Genomic DNA, 26,528 nt, shown 5'->3' on the forward strand with positions numbered 1-26,528 from the left:
AGATTTTTGACAAAGAGCTAAAATGATTTTTATTTTAGTTCTTTGTCTTCTTTTCAGCGTGATAGAAAACCTTTGAAGTCTAGGAAGGACGAGTACCGGAGCGGAGCGAATTGAGCATTCGTGAGCACCGGCACGCAGGACTGACACCCCGGATTTTTTTATCACACTTGGTTAGTTAGAAGCAGCTTGAACGTTGATTAACCCTTTTCCATAATAGAATGAGTCACCAAGCGGTGTCGCTGTATTTTCTAAGCGCTGGCGAACCTGTGAATTTGTTAGGTTCGGGTTTTTAGAAAGTATAAGCGCTGCTGCTCCTGCTACATGAGGAGACGCCATAGATGTTCCAGTATAAGAAGTGTATCCACTGCTTGGCACTGTACTTAAAATAGAAGTACCAGGTGCAGAAACATCTAATTCAGGACCTGCGCTAGAAGATGAGTTTCTGACATTGTTACTGTTTACATTGGCAACAGCAATTGTAGACTCGTATTTGGCTGGATAGCCAACTGTACTTCTAGAGCCACTAGAGCCTGAATTACCTGCGGCGGCAACAACAACGACTCCGCGGCTGTTTGCTGTATCAACGGCATTTTTAAGTGCTGTTGAACCGCTTGCTCCGCCTAAACTCATATTGATGACATCCATGTTATTGGCTACAGCCCATTCAATACCGCTAATAATCCAGCTGTATTGTCCGTCGCCATTGCGGTCTAATACTTTCACAGCATATAGGGAAGCGCTTGGAGCGACCCCAAGAACACCAATTGTGTTATCAAGGGCAGCAATGGTTCCAGCTACGTGAGTTCCATGTGATTGAAAGTCTTGGGTGGCATTTGGCTCTGAAGGGACGAAGCTCGCACCGCCTGCAACATTTAAGTCAGGGTGTGCAGCGTGGATTCCAGTATCAAGGACAGCTACTTTGACATTAGCACCTTTATAACCTTGAGCGTGTACAGCTGGAGCTTTGATTTGAGGGATTCCATAAGGGACGGTTTGTGCATATGCTTCTGCTTTATGGTCTTCTTCTACGTAAGCAATGCTAGGGTCATGTTCAAGTTTTTTGGCAGCTTGTTCGGACATTTTCACTTGTGCAGCATTAATGAGGCGGTATTGTTTTTCTAGTTTTCCACCATTTTGAATGACAGCTTGTTTCTTAGAGCTGTTTGTGGTGGCAGAGGCTTTAAAACCAACAATATAGCTTTTTTCACTATCTGTTTTGGAGACCGTCTCGGCATTTGCCATGGAGCCTCCAAACCCTGCTGAAAACAGAAGAGGGACAGCCAATAAAACACTTGTCATCACATTTTTCTTTTTCACGCACACTCCACATCCCTTTTTCTTATTTCAGAATAATCATCCGTAGTCTATAAGAATGATCCGTTTGATTATTCTGTATATTCAGTTTAAGGGAAGTAGGCAAATAAGAGTAGACCCGAATTTTTGTGAAAGTCCTAGCGAAAATTGGGGAATTAAGTCACTTGGAACTGATGGTAAAATATGTTTATTCTATCGTTTCAGCGATGATCTATTAAAAAGGGAGTGTGCTTTTTTTCTCATGATCCATTTCTGGTTAAATATTCGGTACCCGAAAAGCCATAAAATAGGTAGAATCGTCTAGCATCTATTTCGAATTTCGATATAAAAAAATATTATTTTATCATTGTTTTTGCCATAAAAAAGAACCTGCTAAGATAACAGGCTCTTTAAGAAGGGGCGGATTGAGTTAAATGGCTGACCACGTTGTAATCACGGACCTTCCATTTACCATCTGACCATTCCACATAATTTAAGCAAGCATTAACAAGTCTCGTGTTCTGTAAACCCATATGTTCATCAGCCAAAGTGGTGAGTAAAGCATGGATAGCAGCTCCGTGAGCCACGATCAGGACATGTTGATCTGGATAGGCGGCTCTGACTTTCTCAATACCTTCCAGCATTCGGTTTTGAATCGTCTCAATTGGTTCCATATTTGGATATTGTTTATCTGGAAACAGCTTTTGACGCTCCTCAAACGACATGCCTTCAGCGTCACCATAATCTCGTTCTATAAAATCATCCATGATGACAAGTGGGGCATGGACATGATTTAAAATCAAGTGTGCCGTTTCTTTTGCCCTTGTTAGTGGACTGGAAATGACAACATCCCAATGGACATCCTTTAAGTAAAGTCCAGTTTGTTCAGCCTGCCATTTACCTGTGTCGTTTAAAGGGATATCTGTTCGTCCTTGAATTCGTTTCGCTGCATTCCAATCTGTTTCCCCGTGTCTGACTAGGCAAATTGTTGTCAATCAAATCCCGCCTTTTCTATCTTTTCTTCTATTATACTAAAGCAGAAGAAAAAAGACTGTATTAGCGATTTGTCAGGCTTGTTAAGGATTCGACGGAGCTTGCGACTTGAGACACCGTTTGTTTGACTTCCTTCAATTCGTTAAGGAAGGTCTGAAGGTCAATTTCAATTTTTCCGTTTTGGTTTTTGCTTAAGTTCATGCTGCTGACGATATCATCAAAGAGTGAATTGATTTGTGTCATTTTTTCTTTACTGTCTGTCACAAGTAGATTCACGTCCGCAATGTGCTGAGAAACAATGGCGATTTGTGAATTGGTATTGTTGACAAGTTCAGATACAGTTGAAACCGTTTTCTTGGTGTCCTCTGATAATTTGCGTACCTCGTTTGCAACCACAGCAAAACCTTTTCCATGTTCACCTGCTCGTGCAGATTCGATTGAGGCATTTAAAGATAACAAGTTCGTCTGCTCTGCAATGCCTGTGACAATCCCAAAGATTTGTTCAATTTGTTTGGCGATTTCTTCAAGGCGCTTAATTTCTGTTTCAATTTTTGTCATGCTGCCATCAATTTGGTTCATTTGTGTTTGCTGAATTTCTAATTCTTTTTTACCGCCGATTGATTTTTCTTCGACTTGTGCTGAAATTTGTGTTCCAGCTTGTGACATGTCCGCCATCTCATCAGATTTTGAGACAAGCTTGTCGACTGCACTTGTTGTGTTTGAGAAGAGCGAAGCAAGCGAATTTGAAGTCTCTGTGATTTTTGTATGAAGCTCCTGCTGCTGCTCTTCTGCTTCATCACGAATTTTAGAATATTCATTTTGGAATGTATCTAGGACTAACTGCTGTTCTAAATTTAAAATTTTCGTCGTCGCTTTGACCGCTGTCTGATATTCTTTGAAATCTTGGATATGGTTAGCGAATAAATCCATAATGGATAGCAGAAGGTCTTGGAATGCTGCCATGTACCATTTAGGCTGGAGTCCAATCCGTAAATGAACTTGCGCGATTTTAATGCGTTTTGCCACATAGGCTTCGTCAATCACACCTGCAAACATTTCGCTAATATGAATGCGGAGTGTTTTTTTCAAACGATCGACAGAACTATTGTCTTGAATGATATGCATCAAGGAAGACTCGACTTCTAAATTTTTATAAAACTTATCAACAATATGTGCAATATCATCCTGAACAATTGGATTGAGCTGCTTTAATATCAATAGGTCATGCTGCGTCAGGTCAATCATTTTGATTTGTTTGGCGATGTCCGTATTGTTCGAGAAGTTGATTCGTTTTATCCCATCATCCTGCTGTGTGAAAAAAGCAGTGTTTTTTCTTTTCGGTTCTTTTTTAAATAACAATGTGTTTGTCCCCCCATAATCATCAAAAATATCAGACTTTATGTTTTTTATCGGATAATATTGGATTTTTTAAAGGGGGGACGAGTGAAATTTCACTGTTCTTTATATGACCTTTTTAGTGGTTTTTTAGCAGGGCCTTCTACTACTTCTCCAGTAATGGAAAAACGTGAACCGTGGCACGGGCAATCCCAAGTGCGGTCACTATTATTCCAAGCCACTTCACAGCCTAGGTGAGTACACGTTGTATCGACTAGAAAGACATTCCCATCCTCTGATTTATAGGCGCCGCACTTTTTATGTTCATACGAGATAATGCCGCCCTCGCCTGGTTTTAAATCATCGATTGTTTGATCAGTTCGTTTGAATTTACCACTGATCAGCTTGGTAGCGACATTGGCATTTTCTTTAACGAAATCTTTGACGAAAGAGTCAGTAACAGGTCTTGATGGCGTAAAGATTGATTCATATGGATTCGATTTTCCTTCAATTAAATCACCGATAAGAGTGGCTGCGACGTGGCTTGTGGTCATACCCCATTTTCTAAAGCCGGTTGCTACAAAGATATTCTGGTGGTGTTTGGTCAGGCGGCCAATGTAAGGGATTTGATCCATTGTGACCATATCGTGTGTCGACCAGCGATACAGCACTTCTTCTATTCCAAGGGTAGCGTCTCCAAACGTTTCTAGTCCTTCATAGTGAGCGGATTCATCTCCGCCTTGTCCTGTTTTATGGCCTTCTCCTCCGATGAGGACTACTTCTTCACCGTGCCATTCTGCCGTTCTTAAAGAGTGAGCAGGCTGGTCAATTCCTAGGTACATTCCGTCTGGGAGTGGTTTGGTTGTTCTAGCTGCTACGACATAGGATTGCTCTGGATGAATTCGGGTGAAATAAAGTCCTTTTCCATCATAAAAAGGAAAGTGTGAACATGAAATGACATAGCGCCCTGTCAGATGATGTCCGCTTTTTGTGACGACAGCAGGGCGGTTCCCTTCTTTTACATCAACAGCGGTTGTTTGTTCAAAGATACGTACACCTCGCTCTAGGAGCTTGTCGATTAGTGCATTGAGATAATGAAGGGGATGAAACTGTGCTTGCTTGGTCATTGCAAGGGCTGCTTTGATGTCAGCGTCAAAAGGAAGCTTTGTTTTCCATTCCCGGTCAATACCAAGCTGTTTGTAGGCATCTAATTCCTTCTTTAACTTTTTTACACCGCTTTCTTCCTTTGTATAAAGGTAAGCATCTTTTATCTCTAGCTGACAATCGATGTCGTGCTCTTTGATACGAGCTTGAATGAGGTCTTTTGCTTTCTCATTTGCTTCTACATACAAACGTGCTTTTGGCATCCCAATTTGTTGAATCAGCTCATAATAGTACACATCATGCTGTGAGGTGATTTTAGCCGTTGTGTGTCCGGTCGTGCCTTGCAGCAATTGTTCGGCATCAATGATGATTACATCTAATCCTCGCTCTGTCATTTCAAACGCCGCAGCGATACCGGTAATACCGCCGCCGACAATGATCACATCTGTTGTGAGATCTTCACTGACAGCAGGAAAAGAATGTTTCTGACTGTCCGCCAGCCATAATGATTTTGCCTGTTCCATTCCTTTATGTTCTTGTTCCATGTTGTCGCCTCCATTGACTTGTTGTGTATAATTTTTCCACAATGCTGAAAATCATACATCTGAAAGGAAACAGGGGTGCCATACATAAAAAAGCCGCCAGCACATAAAAATAAACAAGATAAAAGGAAGGAGTGGACTAACGTGTCAACAAAGCAGCCGAAGAAAACATTGCCACCTCAGCACCAAAATGAACGTCCGGGTCTTGAATATAAAATGAACCCTAGACCTGTCTTTGATCGTGAGGTACAGGATAAAAAGTTAGCAGGAAAAACAGCCATTGTGACAGGTGGAGACAGCGGGATTGGAAGAGCAGTTTCTGTTTTATTTGCGAAAGAAGGTGCCAATGTCGCCATTGTTTACTTAAGTGAACATCGTGACGCCGAGGAGACGAAGGACTATATTGAGAAAGCGGGAGGCCGTGTCATTTTAATTGCAGGTGATTTAGGGGATGAGGCTTTTTCGAATGAGGTCGTCAAAAAAACAAAAGATGCCTTCGGTTCCATTGATATTTTGGTGAATAACGCCGGGGAACAGCATCCGCAAAAAAGCATTGAGCAAATTACCTCGCATCAGCTTCTTCGGACATTTCAAACGAATATTTTTGCCATGTTTTATTTAACAAAGGCTGTCCTTCCTCATTTAAAAAAAGGAAGCAGTATTATTAATACAGCATCTGTCACCGCCTATAAAGGGCATGAAACATTGATCGATTATTCATCCACAAAAGGGGCGGTCGTAACCTTTACGAGATCATTATCTTTATCGCTCATTAAACAAGGGATTAGAGTGAATGGAGTAGCTCCCGGTCCTATTTGGACACCGCTGATTCCCTCAACCTTTACGGAAAAAGAAGTCTCTGAATTTGGCGGAGATGTCCCAATGGAACGTCCTGGTGAGCCAGTAGAGCTTGCGCCAAGTTATTTATTTTTAGCGAGCGAAGACTCATCTTATATGAATGGACAAATGCTGCATGTGAATGGCGGGACCATTTTAAATGGATAAACAAAAAACTTGCGGTAAAGAGACGAGTTGATGTCTCTCTGCCGCAAGTAAAATCATCATGATTGATGTAAGCAGTGTTCTGCATATTGAGCTGACAGGTCATTGAATCGCTTTTCATCACGCTGATCCAGTGCCTTATCAATCTCTTCTCTTAGGAAGGTTAAGCGCTGTTTATAAAGCGCCTCATCTAAAACCATTTGAATATAGATGTCTAAAATGGTGACGCCGTTTTCTTCGGTTTTTTGGGTGTTGCGGGACTTCATGAGCTCAGCATACGTTTTTTTCTCTTTCATAAAGAATCCCCCCGATGCCTTTTTTATAGTATATGGATTGGCGGAGAAAAAATCAACAAGAATTTATAATTTTTAGACAATTTATTTTTGAGCAGAATCGACACCTCTTGTCCAATCGACAGGATGTGATATATCTTTAAAAATGGCTTTTCGATAGATCGAATGGACTAAAAAATATGATAAAAAGATGATTTTTAATAAATTTTGAAAAAATCCTGTCGTTTCTTATATGTTGGTGATAGATTAATAGTATCTTAAATAACCAAATATTAACACAGGAGGAAATGAAGTGTCAGGAATTAGTGAAACACCTTTAGATTCATACGTCATTAATCAAACAACAATGGCGGTCCTTCCAGTTGAAGAAGGAAAAAGAGTATATTCAAAAGTCATAGAAAGAGAGACAAGCTTTTACGTTGAATTAAAGCCCCTGCAAATTATCGAACGCAGCTGCAGATTCTTCGGCTCAAGCTATGCAGGCAGAAAGGCGGGAACATACGAAGTAACAGGAATTTCTCACAAACCCCCAATTGTGATTGACTCATCCAATCATCTGTATTTCTTCCCAACCTATTCATCCAACCGTCCTCAGTGCGGCTGGATCTCCCACAAATACATTCATACCTTCCAAGAATCATCCCTCGGAGACACGGTGGTCACCTTTACAAATGAGCAAACCGTCAAACTTGATGTCTCATATAAATCATTTGAGAGTCAGGTGCACCGGACAGCATATCTCCGAACGAAATTTCAAGATCGTCTTGATGGAGGTCTTCCGAAGAAACAAGAATTTATGCTGTATCCAAAGGAACAGCAGCTCAATCTCGTATACGATTTTATATTAAGGGAGCTTCGCAACAGATATTAGTCAAAATCCAGCGGCAGAACAGCCGCTGGATTTCTTATCAAGCATGAATGCAATGCAAAAAGGCGCCGCTACATCATAAAGATGAATTCATTGAAACCAAATACGTATGTCTCGTCGTCTATTGGTTGTATTGGGAAATGACAGGGAAATGTGGATCCTTTGACGTATTTTCATCCATTTACTCATAAATCACAGAAGTGACACGAGCTTGTCTGTTACAATAAAAGAAATCTTATGTGGTAAAGGATGCTTATATTTGACCGATATGAACGAATGGGATGAAGAAATGGAGGCTCTGTATGAAAAAACAATCACATTTGGTGCTGCTATTTATCCTAACTTTGACTTTACTAGCAGCCTGTCAGCAAGCAGGTCAGCCGCCTTCAAAGCAAGACACAAAAGAAGCTGCTTATGAACAATGGGTGCAGTCTTATATGGATGAGTTAAATAAAGCATATGAAAATATGACCGATCAGTTTATCTCAGATGGACATGGAAAGATCCAAACAAATAAAAAATTGACAGAAGCGACGAAAGCATTTGATCGTGTGATTCAAAAAGGGCTGGATCATCAAGAAGTTCCAGCCGCTTATCAAAAGGCCGATCAACAATTAAAGACAGGTCTTGCTTCCTTTGAAAAAGGGATCAGTAAGGTGGAAAAGCTCTTGAAGCATCCCGATCAAGAAAAGCTGTTTATTTCCGCTACCCATCATTTTCAGGATGGCTTGCAGCAAACAGCCGCATTTATTGAAGAAGTAGGTCAAATTCAGCAATCATCCTAAAAAAGCTTGGAAGTAAACCTTCCAGGCTTTTTTAAATGTGAAGGATTTTCTTTAAACGGCGAACGCCTTCTTGAATCATGCTTTCGTCCGTACAGGCGAATCCTAGCAGTAATCCCTTCGATTGCTTTCAAGCCAACACCAGCGGCTTTTGCTGCCTGTCTCATTCTATTAATCTCAGGTGCCGGGCAGTAACAAAAGTAAGATGTCCATCTTTCTCTTTCTCCTCCAATTCGTTTAAAATATAGAGAGGAGAGGGGAAGATGAACATGAAAAAAGTGCAGCTTGACGGTGCAGCATGCAGGTCGCAAGAAGAGCTTCATGACCAGCTAAAAACAGTTTTACACCTTCCTGACTATTACGGAAAAAATCTTGATGCCCTTTGGGACTGTTTGACAGGAGAGGTGACTCTTCCAGTAGAGCTGACATGGGTGAATTTTCAAACGAGCAAACACGCTCTTGGTGATTATGCTGAGAGCTTGCGTCAGTTATTTCAAGAAGCAGAAGAGGAATTGAAGGGACAATTTCAATTGAATATTCAATCATGATGAAAAAAGCAGCCGCTGCCGCAGGCTGTTTTTTTGAGTTTGCGTCTTTTTCATACCGCTATTGAATATTTCACTAGATGTGATAATATATGAACTGTCGCTTAATTGATAATGATAATCATTTGTGGCGGATAGAGCTTGATAGAAAGAGAGAAACCTGTATGAAATTGTATCAATTAAGTTTGTTATTTGTATGTTTGGCATGTATATCTCTGTTTGTCGGTGTACAGGATCTGTCCATTTTACAGCTGTTTCATTTAACAGATGAACAAGTGCACACGTTAGTTTCAAGCCGCCTCCCGCGTCTCGTGAGTATTGTGCTTGCTGGTATGAGCCTTAGTTTATGCGGCTTTATTATGCAAAGCATGACGAGGAATAAATTTGTTTCACCAACCACTGCAGGAACGATGGATTGGGCGAAGCTTGGTATTTTAGTAGCAATGCTTGTTTTTACACATGTGAATCCGCTTATGAAAATGGGGATTGCGTTTCTATTTACTTTAGCTGGGAATCTTCTTTTCTTAAAAATCCTGCGGCATATTAAGGTGAACGATACGATTTATGTACCATTAGTCGGCTTAATGTTTGGGGGGATTGTCAGTTCAATATCTACGTTTATAGCCTATAAATATGATTTGATCCAAAACGTATCCGCATGGCTTCAAGGGGATTTTTCTCTTATTGTCCAAGGGCGTTATGAACTGCTCTATGTGAGCGTTCCACTATTGATCATTGCGTATTTATATGCTGACCGCTTTACAGTGGCAGGCATGGGTGAGAGCTTTGCCGTTAACTTAGGTTTAACGTATAAACGTGTGATGGCGGTTGGTTTGGTGATCGTTTCAATGATTACGTCTGTCACCATTTTAACTGTCGGAATGCTGCCATTCCTTGGATTAATCATTCCGAATATTGTATCGATCTACCGCGGCGATCACTTGAAAAAAGGCCTCCCGCATACAGCTTTACTAGGAGCTATTTTTGTTCTGATTTGTGATGTGCTCGGAAGGGTGATCATTTATCCATATGAAATATCAGTTGGACTCATGGTAGGTATCATCGGAAGTGCGATCTTCCTGTATATGTTATTAAGGAGGAAACGCTATGCATAAGAAACGTATATTATGCCTGATTGCAGCCATTGCAGCCGTGTTGATCGTAATTTTTATTACCTTTCAAATGGGGTACTGGCCGTACACAGTCCCAAGTCGTTTAAAGAAAGTGCTTGCGATGACATTAACGGGAGGCGCGATTGCCTTTTCATCTGTTGTTTTCCAAACTTTGACCAACAATCGAATCTTAACGCCGAGCATATTGGGTTTAGACGCACTGTACTTGTTTTTGCAAACAGCGATTATTTATGTGTTTGGGTCGACTCATTTAATGATCGTCAATAAGAATTTTAATTTTTTCCTTTGCGTTGGGCTGATGATTCTATTTTCTGTGCTGCTGTATACAGTCATGTTCAAACGCAAAAATAAACATATTTTCTTGCTTCTGCTTGTTGGAATTGTGTTTGGGACATTGTTCAAAAGTCTTTCTTCGTTTATGGAAATGCTGATCGATCCGAATGAATATCAAGTCGTACAGGATAAATCCTTTGCAAGCTTTAATCACATGAACACGGACATCTTACTGATTGCTTCTGTTTTATTTACGGCGCTGTGTGTGTACATTTGGACATTCCGCTCCAAATTAGATGTCATGTCTCTTGGGAAGGAGCATGCGGTGAATCTAGGCATTGACTACGACAGTGTCACAAAAAAGATGCTGATCGTAATAGCTGTCCTTGTGTCTATCGCAACGGCACTTGTCGGACCGATTACGTTCCTCGGCTTACTCGTCGTAAACGTCGCACGAGAGCTTTTTCGGACATACCGGCATACATACTTGCTATTAGGCTCTTTTTTTATTAGTGTGATTGCCCTTGTAGGCGGGGAATTTCTTGTAGAAAAGGTATTTACTTTTCAAACGCCGCTTAGTGTGTTGATTGATTTAGTCGGCGGACTGTATTTTATTTATTTACTGTTAAAGGAGAGTCGTTCATGGTCTTGATGAAGGGCGTCAGTAAGACGTATAACGGAAAAACAGTGCTTCACGACACAACAATCAGTGTGAAAAAGGGACAACTGACCTCTCTCATTGGTCCGAATGGTGCGGGGAAAAGCACGCTTTTATCCATTATGAGCCGGCTGATTCAGCCAGACTCAGGTGCAGCTTATTTAGAAGACAAGCCCTATAGCGCATACCCTCCGCAGGAACTTGCGAAGAAGATGAGTATTTTAAAGCAGGCCAATCATATGAATGTGCGGCTGACCGTTCGGGAGCTTGTCAGTTTTGGCCGTTTCCCTTACTCACAGGGCCGTCTGACTAAAGAGGATGAGAAGATGATCGATGTGTCCCTCCAATACATGAAGCTTGCTGATATCCAGCATCAATATGTAAATGAACTGAGCGGTGGACAAAGACAAAGAGCCTTTATTGCAATGGTGCTGGCGCAGGATACAGATTATATTTTCTTAGATGAGCCTTTAAACAATTTGGATATGAATCATTCTGTCGAGATGATGAAGCTCTTTCAGCAGCTCGTCAAAGATCTTGGGAAAACAATTGTTGTCGTTCTTCATGATATTAACTTTGCTTCTGTGTATTCCGATCATATCGTCGCCTTAAAAGATGGACAGGTTATTAAAGAAGGTGGAGTGGACGAAGTGATTCAAACAGATGCACTTGAACAAATTTATGACATGCGCATACCGATTGAAGTTATTCGCGGTGAGCGTATTTGCTTATATTTTTCTTAAAAAATAAAGAGGTGATCACGTATGAAAAAATGGATATGGATGATGACTGTATTAACAGCGATCGTGGTACTCGCTGCCTGCGGAAATCAAGGAAAAACAGAAGGAATTAAAGAAGAAACTGTAACGGTAAAAGACATGCTGAATAAAGATGGTGTAAAGATCAAGAAAAACCCGAAAAAAGTGGTCGTGTTTGATATGGGAAGCCTTGATACGCTAGACAAACTAGGTGTGAATGTAACAGCTTTACCGAAACAAGTGGTGCCTAAATATTTATCTAAATATGAAGGAGACAAATATGAAAATGTCGGCGGATTAAAAGAGCCGAACTTTGAAAAAATTGCAGAAATCAAGCCGGATTTAATCATTATCCAGCACCGTCAAGCAGATGCATTCGATGAATTTTCTAAAATTGCCCCTACGATTTATATGGATGTAGACAATGCCAATTATATGGAATCATTTAAAAAGAATGCCACAACTTTAGGCAAGATTTTTGATAAAGAAGACAAAGTCAAAGAAGAACTTGCTGCCATTGATCAAAAAGTGGATGCTTTAAAGAAAGAAGCAAAAGAGTTAAAGAAAAATGGACTGGTAATCATGGCGAACGACAGCAAAATGACAGCCTTTGGTCCTAAGTCAAGATACGGTCTCATCCACGATGTGTTTGGTATCACACCGGCAGATCAAAAGCTTGAGCCATCTGATAAACACGGACAAAGCATTTCGTATGAATACATGGTCAAAACGAACCCAGATTATCTATTTGTCGTTGACCGAGGCGCAGCGATCGGAGAAGAAACGTCTGCGAAACAGCTTGTTGAAAATGATTATGTGAAATCAGTGAAAGCAGTCAAAAACAATCATGTGGTGTATTTGAACTCTGACATGTGGTATTTATCTGGCGGCGGCCTTGAATCATTCACTGCCATGATTGATGAAATAAAACAAGGAATTAGCCAAAAATAATGGACGAAAGCTGCTCATCTTGAGCGGCTTTTTTATTGTGGATTCATAAAAATATGTTGCATGCAGGAAACTTTCATCAAAATATGTTATAGTGGAACCTACATTGATAGACTAAGATAGAGTGAGGGTTCGGAAAGGATGAAGGAAAAAAGATCAAAAAGAAGACTAAGGCCTTGGGTAAAAGCCGTGCTGTTTATCATGGCATTTGTCATGGTGATGGCAGTGTCAGTGACTGGATACGCATACTATAAAATTTCAAAAGCGTCGAATAAGGCGCAAGTATCATTAGAAAGAGGAGACACCTCGCAAAAGCGTGTGAAAGCTTTTGATCCAGGAAAGGACAGCTTTTCGGTGCTGCTGCTTGGAATTGACAGCCGTCCAGGTGAAACGGTAGACGAAGCAAGAAGTGATGCGGTCTTACTGGCGGCGGTGAATCGAACAGACAAAACCATTAAGCTTCTCAGTATTCCTCGTGATGCTTATGTGGATATACCAGGGAGAGGATATGATAAAATTGCTCACGCCCATGCGTTTGGGAGTGCAGATTTGTCAGTCAAAACGGTCGAAAACTTGTTGAACATTCCTGTAGACTATGTGATTTCAGGGAACTTTAAGGCGTTTCAAGACATTGTGGATGAGCTAAATGGAATTGACGTAACGATTAAAGATGAAGGCATCGCAAAACAAATGGAAAAGGATTCAAAAGGGAAAGTTCATGTGCAAACAGGAACACATACGTTAAATGGTGAAGAAGCTTTAGCCTTTGTGAGAACGAGAAAAGCAGACAGTGACCTCATGCGCGGAAAACGCCAAATGGAGGCACTTCAAGCCATCTTCGAAAAATCTAAATCGATTTCTTCGATCCCGTCATATGACAACATCATTGATACGCTTGGTGATAATGTCTCAACCAATCTTTCCATGAAGCAGTTCATCGGTCTTTTTCCATTACTGAGCTCATTGAAATCAGTGGATACGATTCAGCTAAAGGGCCATGATTATCAGCCTGGGAATGTGTATTACTTTGAGTTAGATGGACCAGGATTAGAAGAAGTTAGAACAGAGCTGAGAAAACAGCTTGAATTATCATAAATAAGAAGGAGCCTGCCGCCGCGGCAGGCTTTTTTCTTTGAAATGGGTACCACGTCGCATTTCAGCAAGAAGTTAATTTGCTTGATGCAGAAAATATCCAGTCAGCAGTTCCTCTACCCGGTGACGTATACGCGGATTAAAGTATTTATGCTTTTCTTCATAGCCATTTATGATAAATAGATACGTTGTAAATCCTTCATCGTGTTCAATTTGCTGTACCTTCATGTTTTCTTTACGTAAATGCTGCTTCAGTTCGTAAAGTGCTTTCTGGGCTTCCTTTAACACGGAGGTCACAAGCTGAATGTATGGTTCATTTAATTTAAATGTTTGATGTTGTTTTAAGTGTGTCAGATCACGATTGAGGATGGAGATGACCATTGGGAGAAAGATGGCCTGTTCCATCATCTGAAGCTGTATTCTTGATAGTCTCGTCATGTCCAAGCCTGCTTTCTTTAAAAATAGAACAAATGTTCTTGTTTATTATATCGAATGAGTCAAACAATCTCAAGGGGGCGAGTGGTATTCATTTGTATATTTTTATGTTTTCCATGTAAAATGAAATGTAGACAAACCTTGAAGGAGTCAAACAAGTTGACATCATTTCTTTCTCTATTTACTCATGAAAATATCACATCATTTTTTGAAAGCTACAAGGCCTTTGGACCAATTGTCGCTATATTGCTTCCTCTGATTGAAGCATTTCTTCCGTTTTTACCACTCGTGGCGTTTGCGGTGGCAAATGCGAATGCATTCGGCCTTTGGGAAGGCTTTTTATTAACCTGGATCGGTGCAAGTGCAGGTTCTATTCTTGTCTTTTTACTGATCAGAAAATTTGGACAGATGAGAATGCTGAACTTTATCAGCAGACACCCTTCCATTAAGAAATTAATGCTTTGGGTGGAGAAGCGGGGATTTGGTCCGTTATTTATTTTACTCTGCTTTCCTTTTACACCTTCTGCGGCTGTCAATGTTGTCGCAGGCTTATCAAGAATTAGCATGTGGCAATTTTCATTAGCTGCTTTAGCTGGTAAGTGTGTCATGCTCTTTATCATTAGTTTTATCGGTTATGATCTTTCTGCTTTAGTAAAGAATCCGTTAAGAAGTGTTTTTGCGGTTCTAGTTATCGTTTTATTATGGTATGTTGGAAAGAGAGTAGAAAATAGGTTGAATATTCGAATGAGCAAGCGTGAGGACAAAGGAGGCTCTTAATGAAAAAGAAGCCATTGCTATGGTTGATGATTATTACATGCATCGTCTTATTGTTCCAGGTAAAGAATTTCATGTTTGTGAAGTATAAAGTAGAAGGGGTTAGTATGGACCCCACATTTACAGATGGAACAGAATTATTAATCAACAAGTTCTCGCCAAAACTCACGAAAATTAGCCGGTTTGATTATGTGTTATTTCACGGTCCTAAAAATCAAATTTTGATCAAAAGGGTCATTGGGCTCCCAGGAGAATCGATCAAGTATGTAGATGATCAGTTATTTGTTAATGGGAAAAAATGGAAAGAACCGTATTTAAAAGAGCAGAAAAAACATAAAATGGGGAATGTCCTGACAGGAGATTTTCAGCTGAAAGCCATCACAGGACAAGATAAAATCAAAAAAAACCATTACTTCGTAATCGGAGATAACCGAATACATAGCTTCGACAGCCGGCATTTTGGAACGATTTCAAAGGATCAAGTAGTTGGTGTCAAAAGAAATCAGGATGAATAAAAAAAGAGACGCTCTGCATATGCAAAGCGTCTCTTTTTTTTATTTTGCGGCTTTATATTCAGGATGTCTTTTTGCCCAGACATGATGTAAGAATCGAAAAAACGGTGGCAGCATCGCAATGACAAGAATGATTCTAACGACTTGTACAGCTACTACAAAGGTTGAGTCCTCATGGAGTGTGACTGCTGTTGTTGCCATTTCTGCAATACCGCCAGGCGAAAAGGCAAGAATGGCTGTAATGACAGAAATGCCTGTGACCTCTGCAATGGCAATTGAACTGAGAACCGTTGCAGCAATCAATCCTGCTGAGCTGACGACGGCTACAATTAACGTGTTTTTTAGCCCGACAAACATCTGTTTATTCATTTTTGAACCGATGGTTGCACCGAGAAATACCTGTGATGCGATATTCGCTTGTGCTGGCCAATAAGGAATCAAATCATGACCTATGAGCGCACCTGCACCTACTTGAAGAGCTGCAACTCCTAACATGCTGCCAATCAGCCAAGGGGCAGGGAAATGAAGCCGAACCGCGAGGCGTGACATAAGCCAGGCACCTAAAATAAGTGCAGCAGTCCACGAGATATTTGACAGGGTGAAAACGCCGGATGAAAAGGCGCTCCCTTGCACGCCTGCAGCTGCATCCGCTGGATTTTTTGTATTTAAATAGAACACCGTAAATGGGATGGTGAGTACCACCATTAATACACGTGTTGTTTGTACGAGACTGACAACGGCTGTATTTGCTCCAACCTCTTGGGCAATCCCTGGCATAGCAGATAAACCGCCTGGGGCTGTTCCGACAAAGCTGGTCAGCATATCTGTTTTACTCAGCTTCCATAAGGCAAAGCCAGAGAGCATCGCCAGTAGAATAGAAAAAACGAGCATGAAACTCACAGGGAGCCAATGTTCAGCGAAAATATGAAGAACTTTCATGTTCATTTTCTGTCCGAGTTCGATTCCGAGAATGAATTGACCAAGGAGTAGCCATCTGCTGTGAATACGCAAGGTGTTGTTTCCTTTACGCTGAAACAGGGTGGGACGTCGCATGGCAATAAATGCAGCTGTGATTAATGTACCGACCATCCAGCCAATAGACATTCCTGTTAAAGACAAAAGAAATCCACCTAAACCGCTTATCGCGATCAAAATGAGATCGGTTCGAAGGCTGTTTCCTTGTTTCATCACATGTAAACCTTCTTCCTATAAATTTGTTCAGTAAGTGAAATGTTGTTATCTTTACTATAATACAAAAGTCTTTATAAATAAAATACGAATTTTTTTACCTTTTTCATAAGATTATCTTATCAAAGGCGAGATAGACTCTTGATAAAAGTAAAGATATAATTTTTACCAAAAACAAAAACAATATACAACGATTTTCCCCTATTTTAGTTATCAGTTGACTATCATTTTCAATTGCACTACAATGCTTAGTGTGTGAGGTGATTACATGAAAATTCCTTCATTTAAATATAATGAAAAGGGATTGAATCGTTTTTTCGGTCCTTTAGAGGGAAGAATTATGGAAATCCTTTATCAAGGTGAGGATATGCCGATTAAAGAAGTGCAGCAGAAGCTGTCAGATGAAAAGCCGATTAATTTCAACACAGTGATGACTGTGCTGAACCGCTTAACCGAAAAGGGAATTGTCGAGAAGAAAACAAAAGGGCGTTCATCTATTTATAATCCCATTTTAACAAAAGAAGAATTTCTAAATGAGCAGACAAAATGGATTACGCAAGGGCTGATGGACGATTTTGGTCCACTGGCAGTGAATCATATGGTGGATGCAATTGAAAGTGCTGACCCTGAATTACTCAAAGTGCTTGAAGCAAGGCTGGCATCCAAAAAAGAGGAGCAGCAAAATGAATAAAATGAAATCGAGCCTGCTATTTTTAAGCGGTATATTGATTGGTTTAACGATTTTTTATCAGATGGGGTATTACGTGCTTTCAAGCTTTTTTGGCTGGAATCAAGCATATAATCTCATTCATGTATGCCAGTCTGTTCTCGAATTCTATGGATTCACTCCTTTGAAATATTTCCTAGATGCTTTAGTCCTCTACACATTGGGATTTGCAATTTTTTATATGACGAAGCAAATCAAAACGTACATTCAATTCAAGCAAAATCTGATGCTTGCAGTCGATTACCAGTCGACCGAATCTTTATCTGAAAAATATGCAAATGACATCATTGTGTTTCATTGTCATGAACCGCTTGCTTTTGCCATGGGGATGCTTCATCCAAAGGTCTACTTATCAACATCTCTCATGGACATGCTGGATGAAGAGGAAATTGATGCTGTTGTTCATCATGAATTGCACCACAAATACAGCTACGATCCTTTAAAGGCCTTCACATTCTCAATGCTTACAAAAGTGATTTGGTACATTCCAGTGTTAAAGCATATGAGACAAAGCTATTCCGTTTTTCGTGAAGTGATCGCAGATGACTACGCGATTCGGCAGACAGGCACTGAGCTTGGAGTAGGGCAAGCCCTTTTGAAACTGATTAAAAAGAGAACGCAGTTTCAAAAACAAACGAAGTTTGCGGTATCCTTTGGAGATCGGGCATTGAATTTAAGAATACAGAAGATTTTAAACCCAACATACAATATTCCTTTCAATGTACCCATCATTCCCATTGTCACATCAACGATTCTCATGGTGGCCTTAATCATTATGCTTAATCTAAATTACTAATTTTTTTTACTTATTAACATTACATTATGTAGTGTAAAAACAGGAGGAAATCACTATATGAAAACAAATCAAGAAATAGGAACACTTTTCGTACGTGTTATTTTAGGTATCATCTTCTTTCTACACGGACTTCAGGCATATCAAGGAGGTCTGGGAGGAACAGCGGCATTCTTTGGACAAATCGGTATACCGGAATTTATGGCCTATATTGTGAAGACAATTGAACTGGTCGGTGGTATCGCCTTGATTTTAGGTCTAGGAACACGTATTTTCGCAGCCTTATTTGTACCCATTATGGCTGTGGCGATTATGACGGTTGGTTTTTCTAAAGGATTTGTGGGCGGTTATGAATTTGAACTATCGCTGCTTGTCATGGCGCTTTATTTAACACTTAGCGGCAGTAAGATGCTGTCCATTGATGGGATGCTAAAACATCAGCAGCAAAGCAATGAAGCAAAATTTCATTAAACGATCATGAAAAAAACTCCTTCTGCTATTTGTGGCAAAGGAGTTTTTTTATTTACAAATTGTCGTTTTCACGTTTGAAAAAGTGAAAGAGATGAGAGGTTTGCTGAGAATCGTCCTTTATTTTATAGATTGAATGAATAAAAAGACAATTTCATTTTTTGACGGAACATACGATCTCCTATTAAAATAGGACTATCTAAGACACATGGTGCGTTAAAAGATATAAAAACCATACAGCATGCTGCTGTTCATCTTGAGCGATACGTTTCATCAGCTCTTTTGTTCCTTGATCCCGGACATAATCTGATATCGTTAAGTAAAAATCGACCGTTCTTTGTTCATCTTTAAATGCGAAAAGAAGCCCTTCTCTAAATTGATCTGGACAAGGTTCTGTTATGCTTGGTTTGTGGTTTTTACCTGTTAAAGAATAATATAGCTTTGAAAATAGTTGATAGTGTCTGACTTCATCCTGGCGTATTTCTTGAATGATTTTTTTTGCCTCAGGAGTTTTTGCTCTTTGGGCAAGTTTTTCGTAGCATTGGATCGCAGAATATTCACCATTGATTGCTTTTTCAAGATCTGAAATGATTCTTGTGTTTTGGCGCATGTCATATGGTGAGTAGTCATAATAACCGTAATACATGATATTGCCAGCCTCCTTTGAGTTCATGATGGTTTATGATATGAGAAGAGTAAGGAAAGGTGCCTATATCTTTTTAGGAAGGAGAAGGGGAAATAGCTATTTACTTTTATTTTCGCTAGAATATGAGTACATAAGAAAGGTGTTGTGGAGCGTGGAGATTCAGTTTTTAGCAGGCAGATCGGGGAGTGGGAAAACGACTGCAATCTTAGAGGAAATCAAAGAACAGCTTCGGCTTGATCCGTTGGGTCCGCCAATCATTTTTTTAGTCCCGGATCAAATGACATTCTTAATGGAATACGAGCTTGCAAAAACGTCTGAAGCTGGCGGGATGATCAGGGCCAAAGTATTTAGTTTCACGCGTCTTGCTTGGTCTATTTTACAGCAGACTGGCGGAGCGAACCGGCAATTTGTGACAAGCACAGGAATTCAAATGCTTTTAAGAAAAGTGATTGAAGAGGAGAAAGAAAAGTTTAAGGTATTCAAAAAAGCGAGTGATAAGCCGGGGTTTGTGGAGCAAATCGAAAAGACGATGGCTGAGTTCAAGAGATACTGCATGCTGCCGGAGGATATTGAAAAAATTTCATTATCGAGCATGCATTCAGAGTATACAGAAGAAAGACGGGCAGCCGAGAAATTGCATGATCTGCATGTTCTTTATCAGCAGATGGAGCAGCATTTACAAGATGAATATGTGCACTCAGAAGACTATTTGACACTTCTCACGCAGCAAATTCCTTTATCTGAAGAAATAAAAGGAGCACACATTTATATAGATGGTTTTTATCAATTTACACCACAGCAGCTCCTCGTCATTGAACAGCTTCTGCTGCATGCTGAGAAAATAACGGCTGCTTTCACAGTGGATCGTTCCTATCATGATAAGCAGCCAAATGAACTTGATTTATTTCGTATGACAGGTAAAACGTATTTCCAGCTCTATCAGCTTGCCAAAGAGTGCGGAGCGGCCATTTCTGAGCACATTTTGGAGGGAAATAACCGTCATCTTCATACGCCGGATCTTGCTTATTTAGAACAGCAATATGAGCAGAGACCGGTGCAGCCATATCAGGAAGTCACTCCTCATCTCACAGTATCTAAAAGTGCGAGTAAACGAGCTGAAATTGAGGGAGTAGCGAGAGAAATTCTTCATTTAGTGAGAGAAGAAGGACTTAGACTGCGAGATATTTCGATTGTAGCGCGGCATGTAGACGACTATAAAGATACGTTAAAAGAGGTTTTTCGAGATTACGATATTCCTTTTTTTATTGATGGAAATGAATCGATGCAGTATCATCCGCTCATTGAATTGATTCGTTCGAGCTTGGATGTCATAAAAGGAAACTGGCGGTATGAGGCCGTGTTTCGATGCGTGAAGACAGAGTTCTTATTTCCGCTCGAACTTGCCAGAAACAAAGCGAGAGAACAGGCAGATCAGCTTGAAAACTACTGTATTGCTTATGGTGTAAAAGGAGAACGCTGGACAAACGGCTCCCGTTTCCATTACAGGCGGTTCCAATCCTTAGATGAGGATTTTGGACAAACAGATCAAGAAATTGAAATGGAACAGATGCTGAATGATGTAAAGGAATGGATCGCACCTCCGCTTTTCCAATTGCAAAAAAGGCTGAAAAAAGCGCAAAAGGTAAAAGACATGGTAGAGGCAGTCTATGTCTTTTTAGAGGAAATACAGGTGCCGGATAAACTTGAAAAGGCTAGGCTGGAAGCTGAAGAAGCAGGTAGATTAGCTGAAGCCATGCAGCATGGACAAGTATGGGATGCTGTTATTCAATTAATGGATGAATTTGTTGAAATGCTCGGTGAGGAGGAGCTCTCATTTCCTTTATTCCAACAGATGATGGATACAGGATTGGCTTCTTTAAAATTCGCTTTAATTCCGCCTTCACTCGACCAAGTATTTATCGGAAGTATGGATTTATCTAGAATGTATCAAGTGAAGTGTATGTTTATCATTGGGGTAAATGATGGCGTTATTCCCGCACGCCCTTCTGACGAAAGTGTATTGTCTGAGGATGACAGGGAATGGTTAAAGCGAGCAGGAGCAGAGCTGGCAGAGACAGGAAAGGAACGGCTGCTAGATGAGCAATTTTTAATTTACCAGGCGCTGTCGAGTCCATCTCATCATTTGTATCTGTCTTATTCAGTGTCAGATGAAGAGGGGCGCTCTCTATTGCCTTCGACTCTTATCAAGTATTGTCAGGAGCTTATGCCAAATCATGAGCATGCTTTGTATGTGTTAGACCCGGAACAGCTGGATGACAAGGAGCAATTAAAATTTGTAGCGAATGAGCATGTCTCGTTATCGTATACTGTCTCGCAGCTGCAGCAATGGCTCAACCAATATCCCATTAGTGGTGTATGGTGGAGTGTCTATAATTATTTGATGACGTCATCTCATCGGGATGTATCAAAAAACATCTTGTCGAGTTTGTTTTTTACAAATCGAGCGAAGCGCTTAAAACCAAACGTCACAAAAGAACTTTACGGTGATCACATTCAAGGCAGTGTTTCAAGAATGGAGAAATTCAATGCGTGTGCATTTTCTCACTTTGCTTCCCACGGGTTAAAACTAAAGGACCGGCAATTTTATAAATTGGAAGCACCCGATATCGGCCAGCTGTTTCACTCGGCCTTAAAGCATATTTCAGATACGCTTGTTGAACAAAAAAAGGATTGGAAAAACCTAACGAAGGATGACTGTGTCAACTATTCAAGACATGCAATCGAACAGCTTGCACCGCGTCTTCAAAAGGAAATCCTATTAAGCTCTAACCGGCATGCTTATATTAAAGAAAAACTCCAGAAAATCTTGATTCGAGTCTCTTCTATATTAAGTGAGCATGCAAGAGTGAGTGGATTTTCTCCCGTTGGGCTTGAGTTAGGCTTTGGAGGCCAAGGACCACTTCCGCCGTTTACTTTTCAATTGAAAAATGGCTGCACAATGGAGCTTGTCGGAAGAATTGACCGGGTGGATAAAGCAGAAGGTTCAAAAGGGCTGCTGTTGAGAATCGTCGACTACAAATCGAGTGAGAAAGGTCTTGATCTAGCAGAAGTATACTATGGGCTGGCCTTGCAAATGCTCACATACTTAGACCTGACCATTACGTATTCGAAGGAGTGGCTCGGTGTAGAAGCAACACCAGCTGGCATTTTATATTTCCATATTCATGATCCGCTCATTCAAGCACCGATTCCGCTTGCAGAGGATGAAATTGAACAGGAAATATTCAAGAAATTTAGAATGAAAGGTTTATTGCTTGAAGATGTAGAAGCGGTAAAGCTAATGGATCAAACGCTTGAATCAGGAAGATCACAAGTCATTCAAGCCGGCTTGAAAAAGGATGGGTCCTTCCGTTCTGACTCTGCTGTTTTAAGTGAAGATCATTTCCATATACTCACACAGCATGTTCGGCGCACGTTTGAAGAGGCAGGCGAAAGAATTACAAATGGCGAGGTAGCCATTAATCCATATAAATTGAAGGATCAAACACCATGCCGCTTTTGTTCATTTAAGTCTATTTGCCAATTTGATGAATCGATAGAGGATAATGAATTTAGAGTGCTTTCATCTGAAAAGGATGATGTTGTGATAGACCGGATCAAAAAAGAAGGGGATCAGTATGCAAATACCAAAACCGAATAACAGTACTTGGACGGATGACCAGTGGGAAGCCATCGTTTCAGAAGGACAAGATATCCTTGTTGCGGCGGCGGCAGGGTCAGGTAAAACAGCTGTTTTGGTTGAACGGCTGATTCGAAAAATGACCCGTCCTGAAGATCCAATTGATGTGGATCGTCTGCTCGTTGTGACTTTCACAAATGCATCTGCGGCAGAGATGAAGCATCGGATCACAGAAGCACTTGAAAAGGAATTAGCCCAAAACCCCGGGTCCCTTCATATGAGAAGACAGCTGTCGCTCATGAATCGTGCCAATATTTCCACCCTGCACTCCTTTTGCTTGCAGGTTTTGCGCACCTTTTACTATGAGATTGACCTAGATCCAGGCTTTCGTTTGGCTGATCAAACAGAAGGAGAATTATTAGGAGATGAAGTGTTAGATGAACTGTTTGAGGACGAATATAAGGCTGGAAAGCCAGCGTTCTTTGAACTGGTTGATCGCTACACTTCTGATCGACATGATTTAGACTTGCAATGGCTTGTAAAGAGAATTTATGAGTTTTCCAGATCTCACCCTTCACCTGAGCAATGGATGAGGGCATTCCTTTCTCTTTATGATGTAGATGCTCAAACAAAAGTAGAACAATTACCGTTTTACCCATATATCAAAGAGGACCTTTCTCTCGTTTTTCGAAGCTGTCTGGAACTGCTCGAACGAGCTCTCGCCCTATCAAAAGAACCGGGCGGGCCGGCACCGAGAGCAGAAAATTTTATTGATGATTTAGAGCAAGTCAATGAATTAATCAGGCACCAAGATGATTTTGAGAAGCTTTACGAGCTTTTGCCAAACATCAATTTTAAAAGGCTCAAAACATGTAAAGGGGACGAATATGACCCTGTGCTGTTAGAAAAAGCCACAGATGCACGCAATCAAGCAAAAAAACAATTAGAAAAGCTTAAAGATGAATACTTTATGCGCAGTCCGGCCCAGCATTTGAAAAGCTTAGCAGAAATGAAGCCGGTGGTCGAGACACTTGTGGAGCTTGTCATCCAATTTGGACAGCGTTTCGAAAGAGCGAAGCAAGAAAAATCAATCGTGGATTTTTCGGATTTAGAGCATTATTGCTTACGCATTTTAGCAGAGCAGGACGCGGAAGGAAATTTGATCGAAACAGAAGCGGCCAAGTACTATCAACAGCAGTTTGAAGAAGTACTCGTTGATGAATATCAAGATACAAACCTTGTGCAAGAAACGATTTTAAAGCTTGTATCTAAAGGGGAACATGCTGCAGAGGGCAACCTGTTTATGGTTGGTGATGTAAAGCAATCCATTTATCGTTTTAGACTGGCTGAGCCCATGCTCTTTTTAAACAAATATAAACAATTTACACCAGACGGCAAAGAAACAGGGAAGAGAATTGATTTAAATAAAAACTTCCGCAGCCGTTCAGATGTGTTAGACAGTACGAACTTTTTGTTCAAACAGCTGATGGGGGAAACAGTTGGAGAAATTGAATATGATGAACAAGCTGAATTAAAGCTTGGAGCGAGTTATCCAGAAAGCGAAGATACAACGACGGAAATGCTTCTTGTACATTTAGATCAACAGGAAGCAGAAACTGACGAAGAGCGAGAAGAGCTAGAAACCGTACAGCTTGAAGCGAGAGTCATTGCTAAAAAAATAAGACAATTAGTGGAGCAGCCATTTCAAGTGTACGATTCAAAACAGCAAATGACCCGTAACTTGCAGTATCGGGACATTGTGATTTTGCTTCGCTCCATGCCGTGGGCACCGCAAATGATGGAGGAATTGAAGAAGCAGGGAATCCCTGTGTATGCGAATCTTTCCTCTGGTTATTTTGAAGCAACAGAGGTGTCTGTGATTCTTTCTTTGTTAAAAGTCATTGATAATCCATATCAAGATATCCCGCTTGCAGCTGTATTAAGATCACCAATTGTTCATTTAGACGAAAATGAAATGGCACTGATCCGCACGAGTGATAAAAAAGGCACCTATTATGATGCTGTGAAAGCATTTATGAGTGTGACTCATTCAGATCACCCTACATGTAAAAAACTAGAACGATTTTTCAGGTTGCTGCGTAAGTGGCGTGATTTCTCTATGAATCATTCAGTAGCGGAATTGATTTGGGAAGTATACCGCGATACGCAGTATCTAGATTACGTCGGCGGGATGCCTGGAGGCAAACAGAGACAGGCGAATCTCCGTGCTCTTTATGATCGAGCGAAGCAGTATGAAAAAGCTGCTTTTAGAGGGCTGTTCCGTTTTCTTCGCTTTATCGAAAGAATGCAGGAGCGTGGAGATGATCTTGGGGCGGCAAAAACGTTCAGTGAAACAGAGGACGTTGTTCGCATGATGACGATCCACAGCAGTAAAGGATTAGAATTTCCAGTCGTCTTTACCGCAGGACTCGGCAGAAACTTTAATATGATGGACTTAAACCAGTCCTACTTACTTGATAAAGAATTAGGCTTTGGAAGCAAATATATTCATCCAGAGCTGAGAATTAGTTATGCAACATTACCGCTTGTTGCGATGAAAAAAAAGATGAGGAAAGAGCTATTATCTGAAGAGCTGAGAGTTCTATATGTAGCGCTCACAAGGGCTAAGGAAAAATTATTTCTTGTCGGCTCTGTCAAAAATCAGGTGAAGGCATTAAGCAAATGGCAAAATGCTGCAACCGGAGAGGACTGGCTCCTCCCTGATTTTGAACGTTATCAATCGAAAACATACTTAGATTTTATTGGTCCTGCTCTCATCCGTCACCAAGCAATGTCATCTATTTTAGAAGAAACAGGTGATGTTGTTCTTTCGCACCCATCAGCATTCACAATCTCATTTACTCAAGCTTCCGATCTTCTAAAAGAAGATATGTCACTTGAAAAGAAGCAGCAAGATGAGGTGGTACAAGCATTGATGGACGGCTTACCTGTTGAAGGATATGGTGATGCTGATGAGAAAGTAGCAGAGAGACTTTCATGGAGATACCCGTATCTAGCGGCCTCACAAGTCGGCACAAAGCAGTCTGTTTCAGAGATAAAGAGAATGAAAGAAATACAGGATGAGTACAGTGTTCCTTCTTCTCTTAGAAGAGCTCATGCAACGTTGTATGACCGGCCGGCTTTCATGAAGAAAAAAGCACTCACTGCCGCAGAGCAAGGCACCGCAATGCATACAGTCATGCAGCATATTCCGCTTTCTTCTGACGAGCCCCTCGATGAAATCCATATACATCAGCTGCTCGATTCCTTACAGCAGCGAGACTTGCTAACAAATGAGCAAGTTCAGTCAATTGATCAAGAAGGAATTTCCGCTTTTTTCTCTACTTCTATTGGTCAAAAGCTGCTGAAAGCGGACTGGGTGAAACGAGAAGTGTCATTTAGTATGGTGTTACCTGTTAAAGAGGTATACAGCCATATTGATGCAGAGGGGGAGCCTGTCCTAATTCAAGGGATGATTGACTGTTTATTTGAAACGGATGGAAAACTATATTTACTAGATTATAAAACAGATAGAGTGCAAGGCAGATATACAGGCGGTCTTGAAGCAGCTGTACCTATTTTGAAAAAGCGCTATGAAACTCAAATAGCGTTATATGCAAAAGCGGTGGAACGTTTAACAAACAGAACATTAGAGGAGAAAATTCTTTATTTCTTTGATGGGAATTTAGAAATTTCATTATAAATGTATCGGAATGAGAGGTGAAT

24 protein-coding genes and 1 pseudogene are annotated in these 26,528 nt (G+C 40.7%); 16 read left to right on the forward strand and 9 right to left on the reverse strand.

Annotated elements, in window-relative coordinates:
- Positions 1–171: 171 nt before the first annotated feature.
- The 5 genes and pseudogenes from ASE42_RS06150 to ASE42_RS06165 all read right to left on the reverse strand — a co-directional run bounded on the left by ASE42_RS06150 (position 172) and on the right by ASE42_RS06165 (position 5,270).
- Positions 172–1,317 (reverse strand): serine alkaline protease SapB, encoded by a 1,146-nt coding sequence (locus ASE42_RS06150; RefSeq protein WP_025093353.1) that lies wholly within the window; start codon positions 1,315–1,317, stop codon positions 172–174.
- A 386-nt stretch (positions 1,318–1,703) separates the two neighbouring features.
- Entirely contained in the window at positions 1,704–2,288 is a 585-nt protein-coding gene (locus ASE42_RS06155; protein ID WP_024426547.1) for a histidine phosphatase family protein, read from the reverse strand.
- A 61-nt stretch (positions 2,289–2,349) separates the two neighbouring features.
- A complete protein-coding gene (locus tag ASE42_RS19475) occupies positions 2,350–2,961 on the reverse strand; it encodes a methyl-accepting chemotaxis protein (protein WP_404841197.1) in 612 nt (203 codons plus the stop codon).
- A 144-nt stretch (positions 2,962–3,105) separates the two neighbouring features.
- Positions 3,106–3,645, reverse strand: a pseudogene (locus tag ASE42_RS19480) (protoglobin family protein); the annotation flags it as partial.
- A 92-nt stretch (positions 3,646–3,737) separates the two neighbouring features.
- Positions 3,738–5,270: an FAD-dependent oxidoreductase gene (locus ASE42_RS06165; RefSeq protein WP_056766092.1), complete on the reverse strand. Its 1,533-nt coding sequence runs from the start codon at positions 5,268–5,270 to the stop codon at positions 3,738–3,740.
- A 141-nt stretch (positions 5,271–5,411) separates the two neighbouring features.
- Between ASE42_RS06165 and ASE42_RS06170 the strand changes: the two genes are divergently transcribed.
- Positions 5,412–6,272: an SDR family oxidoreductase gene (locus ASE42_RS06170; RefSeq protein ID WP_024425480.1), complete on the forward strand. Its 861-nt coding sequence runs from the start codon at positions 5,412–5,414 to the stop codon at positions 6,270–6,272.
- Positions 6,273–6,328: 56 nt separating this feature from the next.
- On the opposite strand, the gene ASE42_RS06175 is transcribed toward ASE42_RS06170, so the two are convergent.
- Positions 6,329–6,565: an IDEAL domain-containing protein gene (locus ASE42_RS06175; RefSeq protein WP_008348804.1), complete on the reverse strand. Its 237-nt coding sequence runs from the start codon at positions 6,563–6,565 to the stop codon at positions 6,329–6,331.
- 289 nt (positions 6,566–6,854) lie between these two features.
- Between ASE42_RS06175 and ASE42_RS06180 the strand changes: the two genes are divergently transcribed.
- The 8 genes from ASE42_RS06180 to ASE42_RS06215 all read left to right on the forward strand — a co-directional run bounded on the left by ASE42_RS06180 (position 6,855) and on the right by ASE42_RS06215 (position 13,622).
- Positions 6,855–7,433 (forward strand): competence protein ComK, encoded by a 579-nt coding sequence (locus ASE42_RS06180; protein ID WP_024425481.1) that lies wholly within the window; start codon positions 6,855–6,857, stop codon positions 7,431–7,433.
- A gap of 299 nt (positions 7,434–7,732) precedes the next feature.
- Entirely contained in the window at positions 7,733–8,215 is a 483-nt protein-coding gene (locus ASE42_RS06185) for a hypothetical protein (protein WP_024425482.1), read from the forward strand.
- A gap of 266 nt (positions 8,216–8,481) precedes the next feature.
- Positions 8,482–8,760 (forward strand): barstar family protein, encoded by a 279-nt coding sequence (locus ASE42_RS06190; protein WP_056766863.1) that lies wholly within the window; start codon positions 8,482–8,484, stop codon positions 8,758–8,760.
- A gap of 161 nt (positions 8,761–8,921) precedes the next feature.
- Positions 8,922–9,872, forward strand: coding sequence for an ABC transporter permease (locus ASE42_RS06195; RefSeq protein ID WP_056766093.1), 951 nt, complete (start codon positions 8,922–8,924; stop codon positions 9,870–9,872).
- The gene (locus tag ASE42_RS06200; RefSeq protein WP_056766094.1) at positions 9,865–10,815 is read left to right on the forward strand and encodes an iron chelate uptake ABC transporter family permease subunit; all 951 of its coding nucleotides are present in this window, start codon (positions 9,865–9,867) and stop codon (positions 10,813–10,815) included. Before ASE42_RS06195 ends, ASE42_RS06200 begins: the two co-directional genes overlap by 8 nt.
- Positions 10,806–11,564 (forward strand): ABC transporter ATP-binding protein, encoded by a 759-nt coding sequence (locus tag ASE42_RS06205; RefSeq protein WP_056766095.1) that lies wholly within the window; start codon positions 10,806–10,808, stop codon positions 11,562–11,564. Before ASE42_RS06200 ends, ASE42_RS06205 begins: the two co-directional genes overlap by 10 nt.
- A 21-nt stretch (positions 11,565–11,585) precedes the next feature.
- Positions 11,586–12,530 (forward strand): siderophore ABC transporter substrate-binding protein, encoded by a 945-nt coding sequence (locus ASE42_RS06210; protein ID WP_056766096.1) that lies wholly within the window; start codon positions 11,586–11,588, stop codon positions 12,528–12,530.
- A 138-nt stretch (positions 12,531–12,668) separates the two neighbouring features.
- Positions 12,669–13,622, forward strand: coding sequence for an LCP family protein (locus ASE42_RS06215; protein WP_024425490.1), 954 nt, complete (start codon positions 12,669–12,671; stop codon positions 13,620–13,622).
- Between the two features lie 72 nt (positions 13,623–13,694).
- On the opposite strand, the gene ASE42_RS06220 is transcribed toward ASE42_RS06215, so the two are convergent.
- A complete protein-coding gene (locus tag ASE42_RS06220; RefSeq protein ID WP_024425491.1) occupies positions 13,695–14,057 on the reverse strand; it encodes a hypothetical protein in 363 nt (120 codons plus the stop codon).
- A 156-nt stretch (positions 14,058–14,213) separates the two neighbouring features.
- On the opposite strand from ASE42_RS06220, the gene ASE42_RS06225 reads away from it, so the two are divergent.
- Positions 14,214–14,831: a TVP38/TMEM64 family protein gene (locus tag ASE42_RS06225; protein WP_024425492.1), complete on the forward strand. Its 618-nt coding sequence runs from the start codon at positions 14,214–14,216 to the stop codon at positions 14,829–14,831.
- Complete coding sequence (lepB, locus tag ASE42_RS06230; protein WP_025093360.1) at positions 14,831–15,343, forward strand: signal peptidase I; 513 nt, start codon at positions 14,831–14,833, stop codon at positions 15,341–15,343. Before ASE42_RS06225 ends, lepB begins: the two co-directional genes overlap by 1 nt.
- A 39-nt stretch (positions 15,344–15,382) precedes the next feature.
- On the opposite strand, the gene ASE42_RS06235 is transcribed toward lepB, so the two are convergent.
- Positions 15,383–16,528, reverse strand: a complete 1,146-nt coding sequence (locus ASE42_RS06235; protein ID WP_024425494.1) for an AbrB family transcriptional regulator — start codon at positions 16,526–16,528, stop codon at positions 15,383–15,385.
- A 268-nt stretch (positions 16,529–16,796) separates the two neighbouring features.
- Here ASE42_RS06235 and ASE42_RS06240 point away from each other — a divergent pair, with 268 nt between their 5' ends.
- From ASE42_RS06240 to ASE42_RS06250, 3 genes are read left to right on the forward strand one after another with little or no spacing between them, the layout of a single operon-like run.
- A complete protein-coding gene (locus ASE42_RS06240; protein ID WP_024425495.1) occupies positions 16,797–17,219 on the forward strand; it encodes a BlaI/MecI/CopY family transcriptional regulator in 423 nt (140 codons plus the stop codon).
- Complete coding sequence (locus ASE42_RS06245) at positions 17,212–18,051, forward strand: M56 family metallopeptidase (protein ID WP_024425496.1); 840 nt, start codon at positions 17,212–17,214, stop codon at positions 18,049–18,051. Before ASE42_RS06240 ends, ASE42_RS06245 begins: the two co-directional genes overlap by 8 nt.
- Before the next feature lie 57 nt (positions 18,052–18,108).
- On the forward strand, positions 18,109–18,519 hold the full coding sequence (locus tag ASE42_RS06250; RefSeq protein WP_024425497.1) for a DoxX family protein: 411 nt from the start codon (positions 18,109–18,111) through the stop codon (positions 18,517–18,519).
- Between the two features lie 196 nt (positions 18,520–18,715).
- Here ASE42_RS06250 and ASE42_RS06255 read toward each other — a convergent pair whose 3' ends face one another.
- A complete protein-coding gene (locus ASE42_RS06255) occupies positions 18,716–19,162 on the reverse strand; it encodes a ferritin-like domain-containing protein (RefSeq protein ID WP_044334155.1) in 447 nt (148 codons plus the stop codon).
- A 151-nt stretch (positions 19,163–19,313) separates the two neighbouring features.
- Between ASE42_RS06255 and addB the strand changes: the two genes are divergently transcribed.
- Entirely contained in the window at positions 19,314–22,823 is a 3,510-nt protein-coding gene (addB, locus tag ASE42_RS06260) for a helicase-exonuclease AddAB subunit AddB (protein WP_056766097.1), read from the forward strand.
- The gene (gene addA / locus ASE42_RS06265; RefSeq protein ID WP_056766098.1) at positions 22,801–26,505 is read left to right on the forward strand and encodes a helicase-exonuclease AddAB subunit AddA; all 3,705 of its coding nucleotides are present in this window, start codon (positions 22,801–22,803) and stop codon (positions 26,503–26,505) included. Before addB ends, addA begins: the two co-directional genes overlap by 23 nt.
- The last annotated feature ends 23 nt before the right edge of the window (positions 26,506–26,528 follow it).

Origin of the sequence: Bacillus sp. Root920, assembly GCF_001429445.1 — a bacterium.
Classification (GTDB): domain Bacteria; phylum Bacillota; class Bacilli; order Bacillales; family Bacillaceae; genus Bacillus; species Bacillus safensis.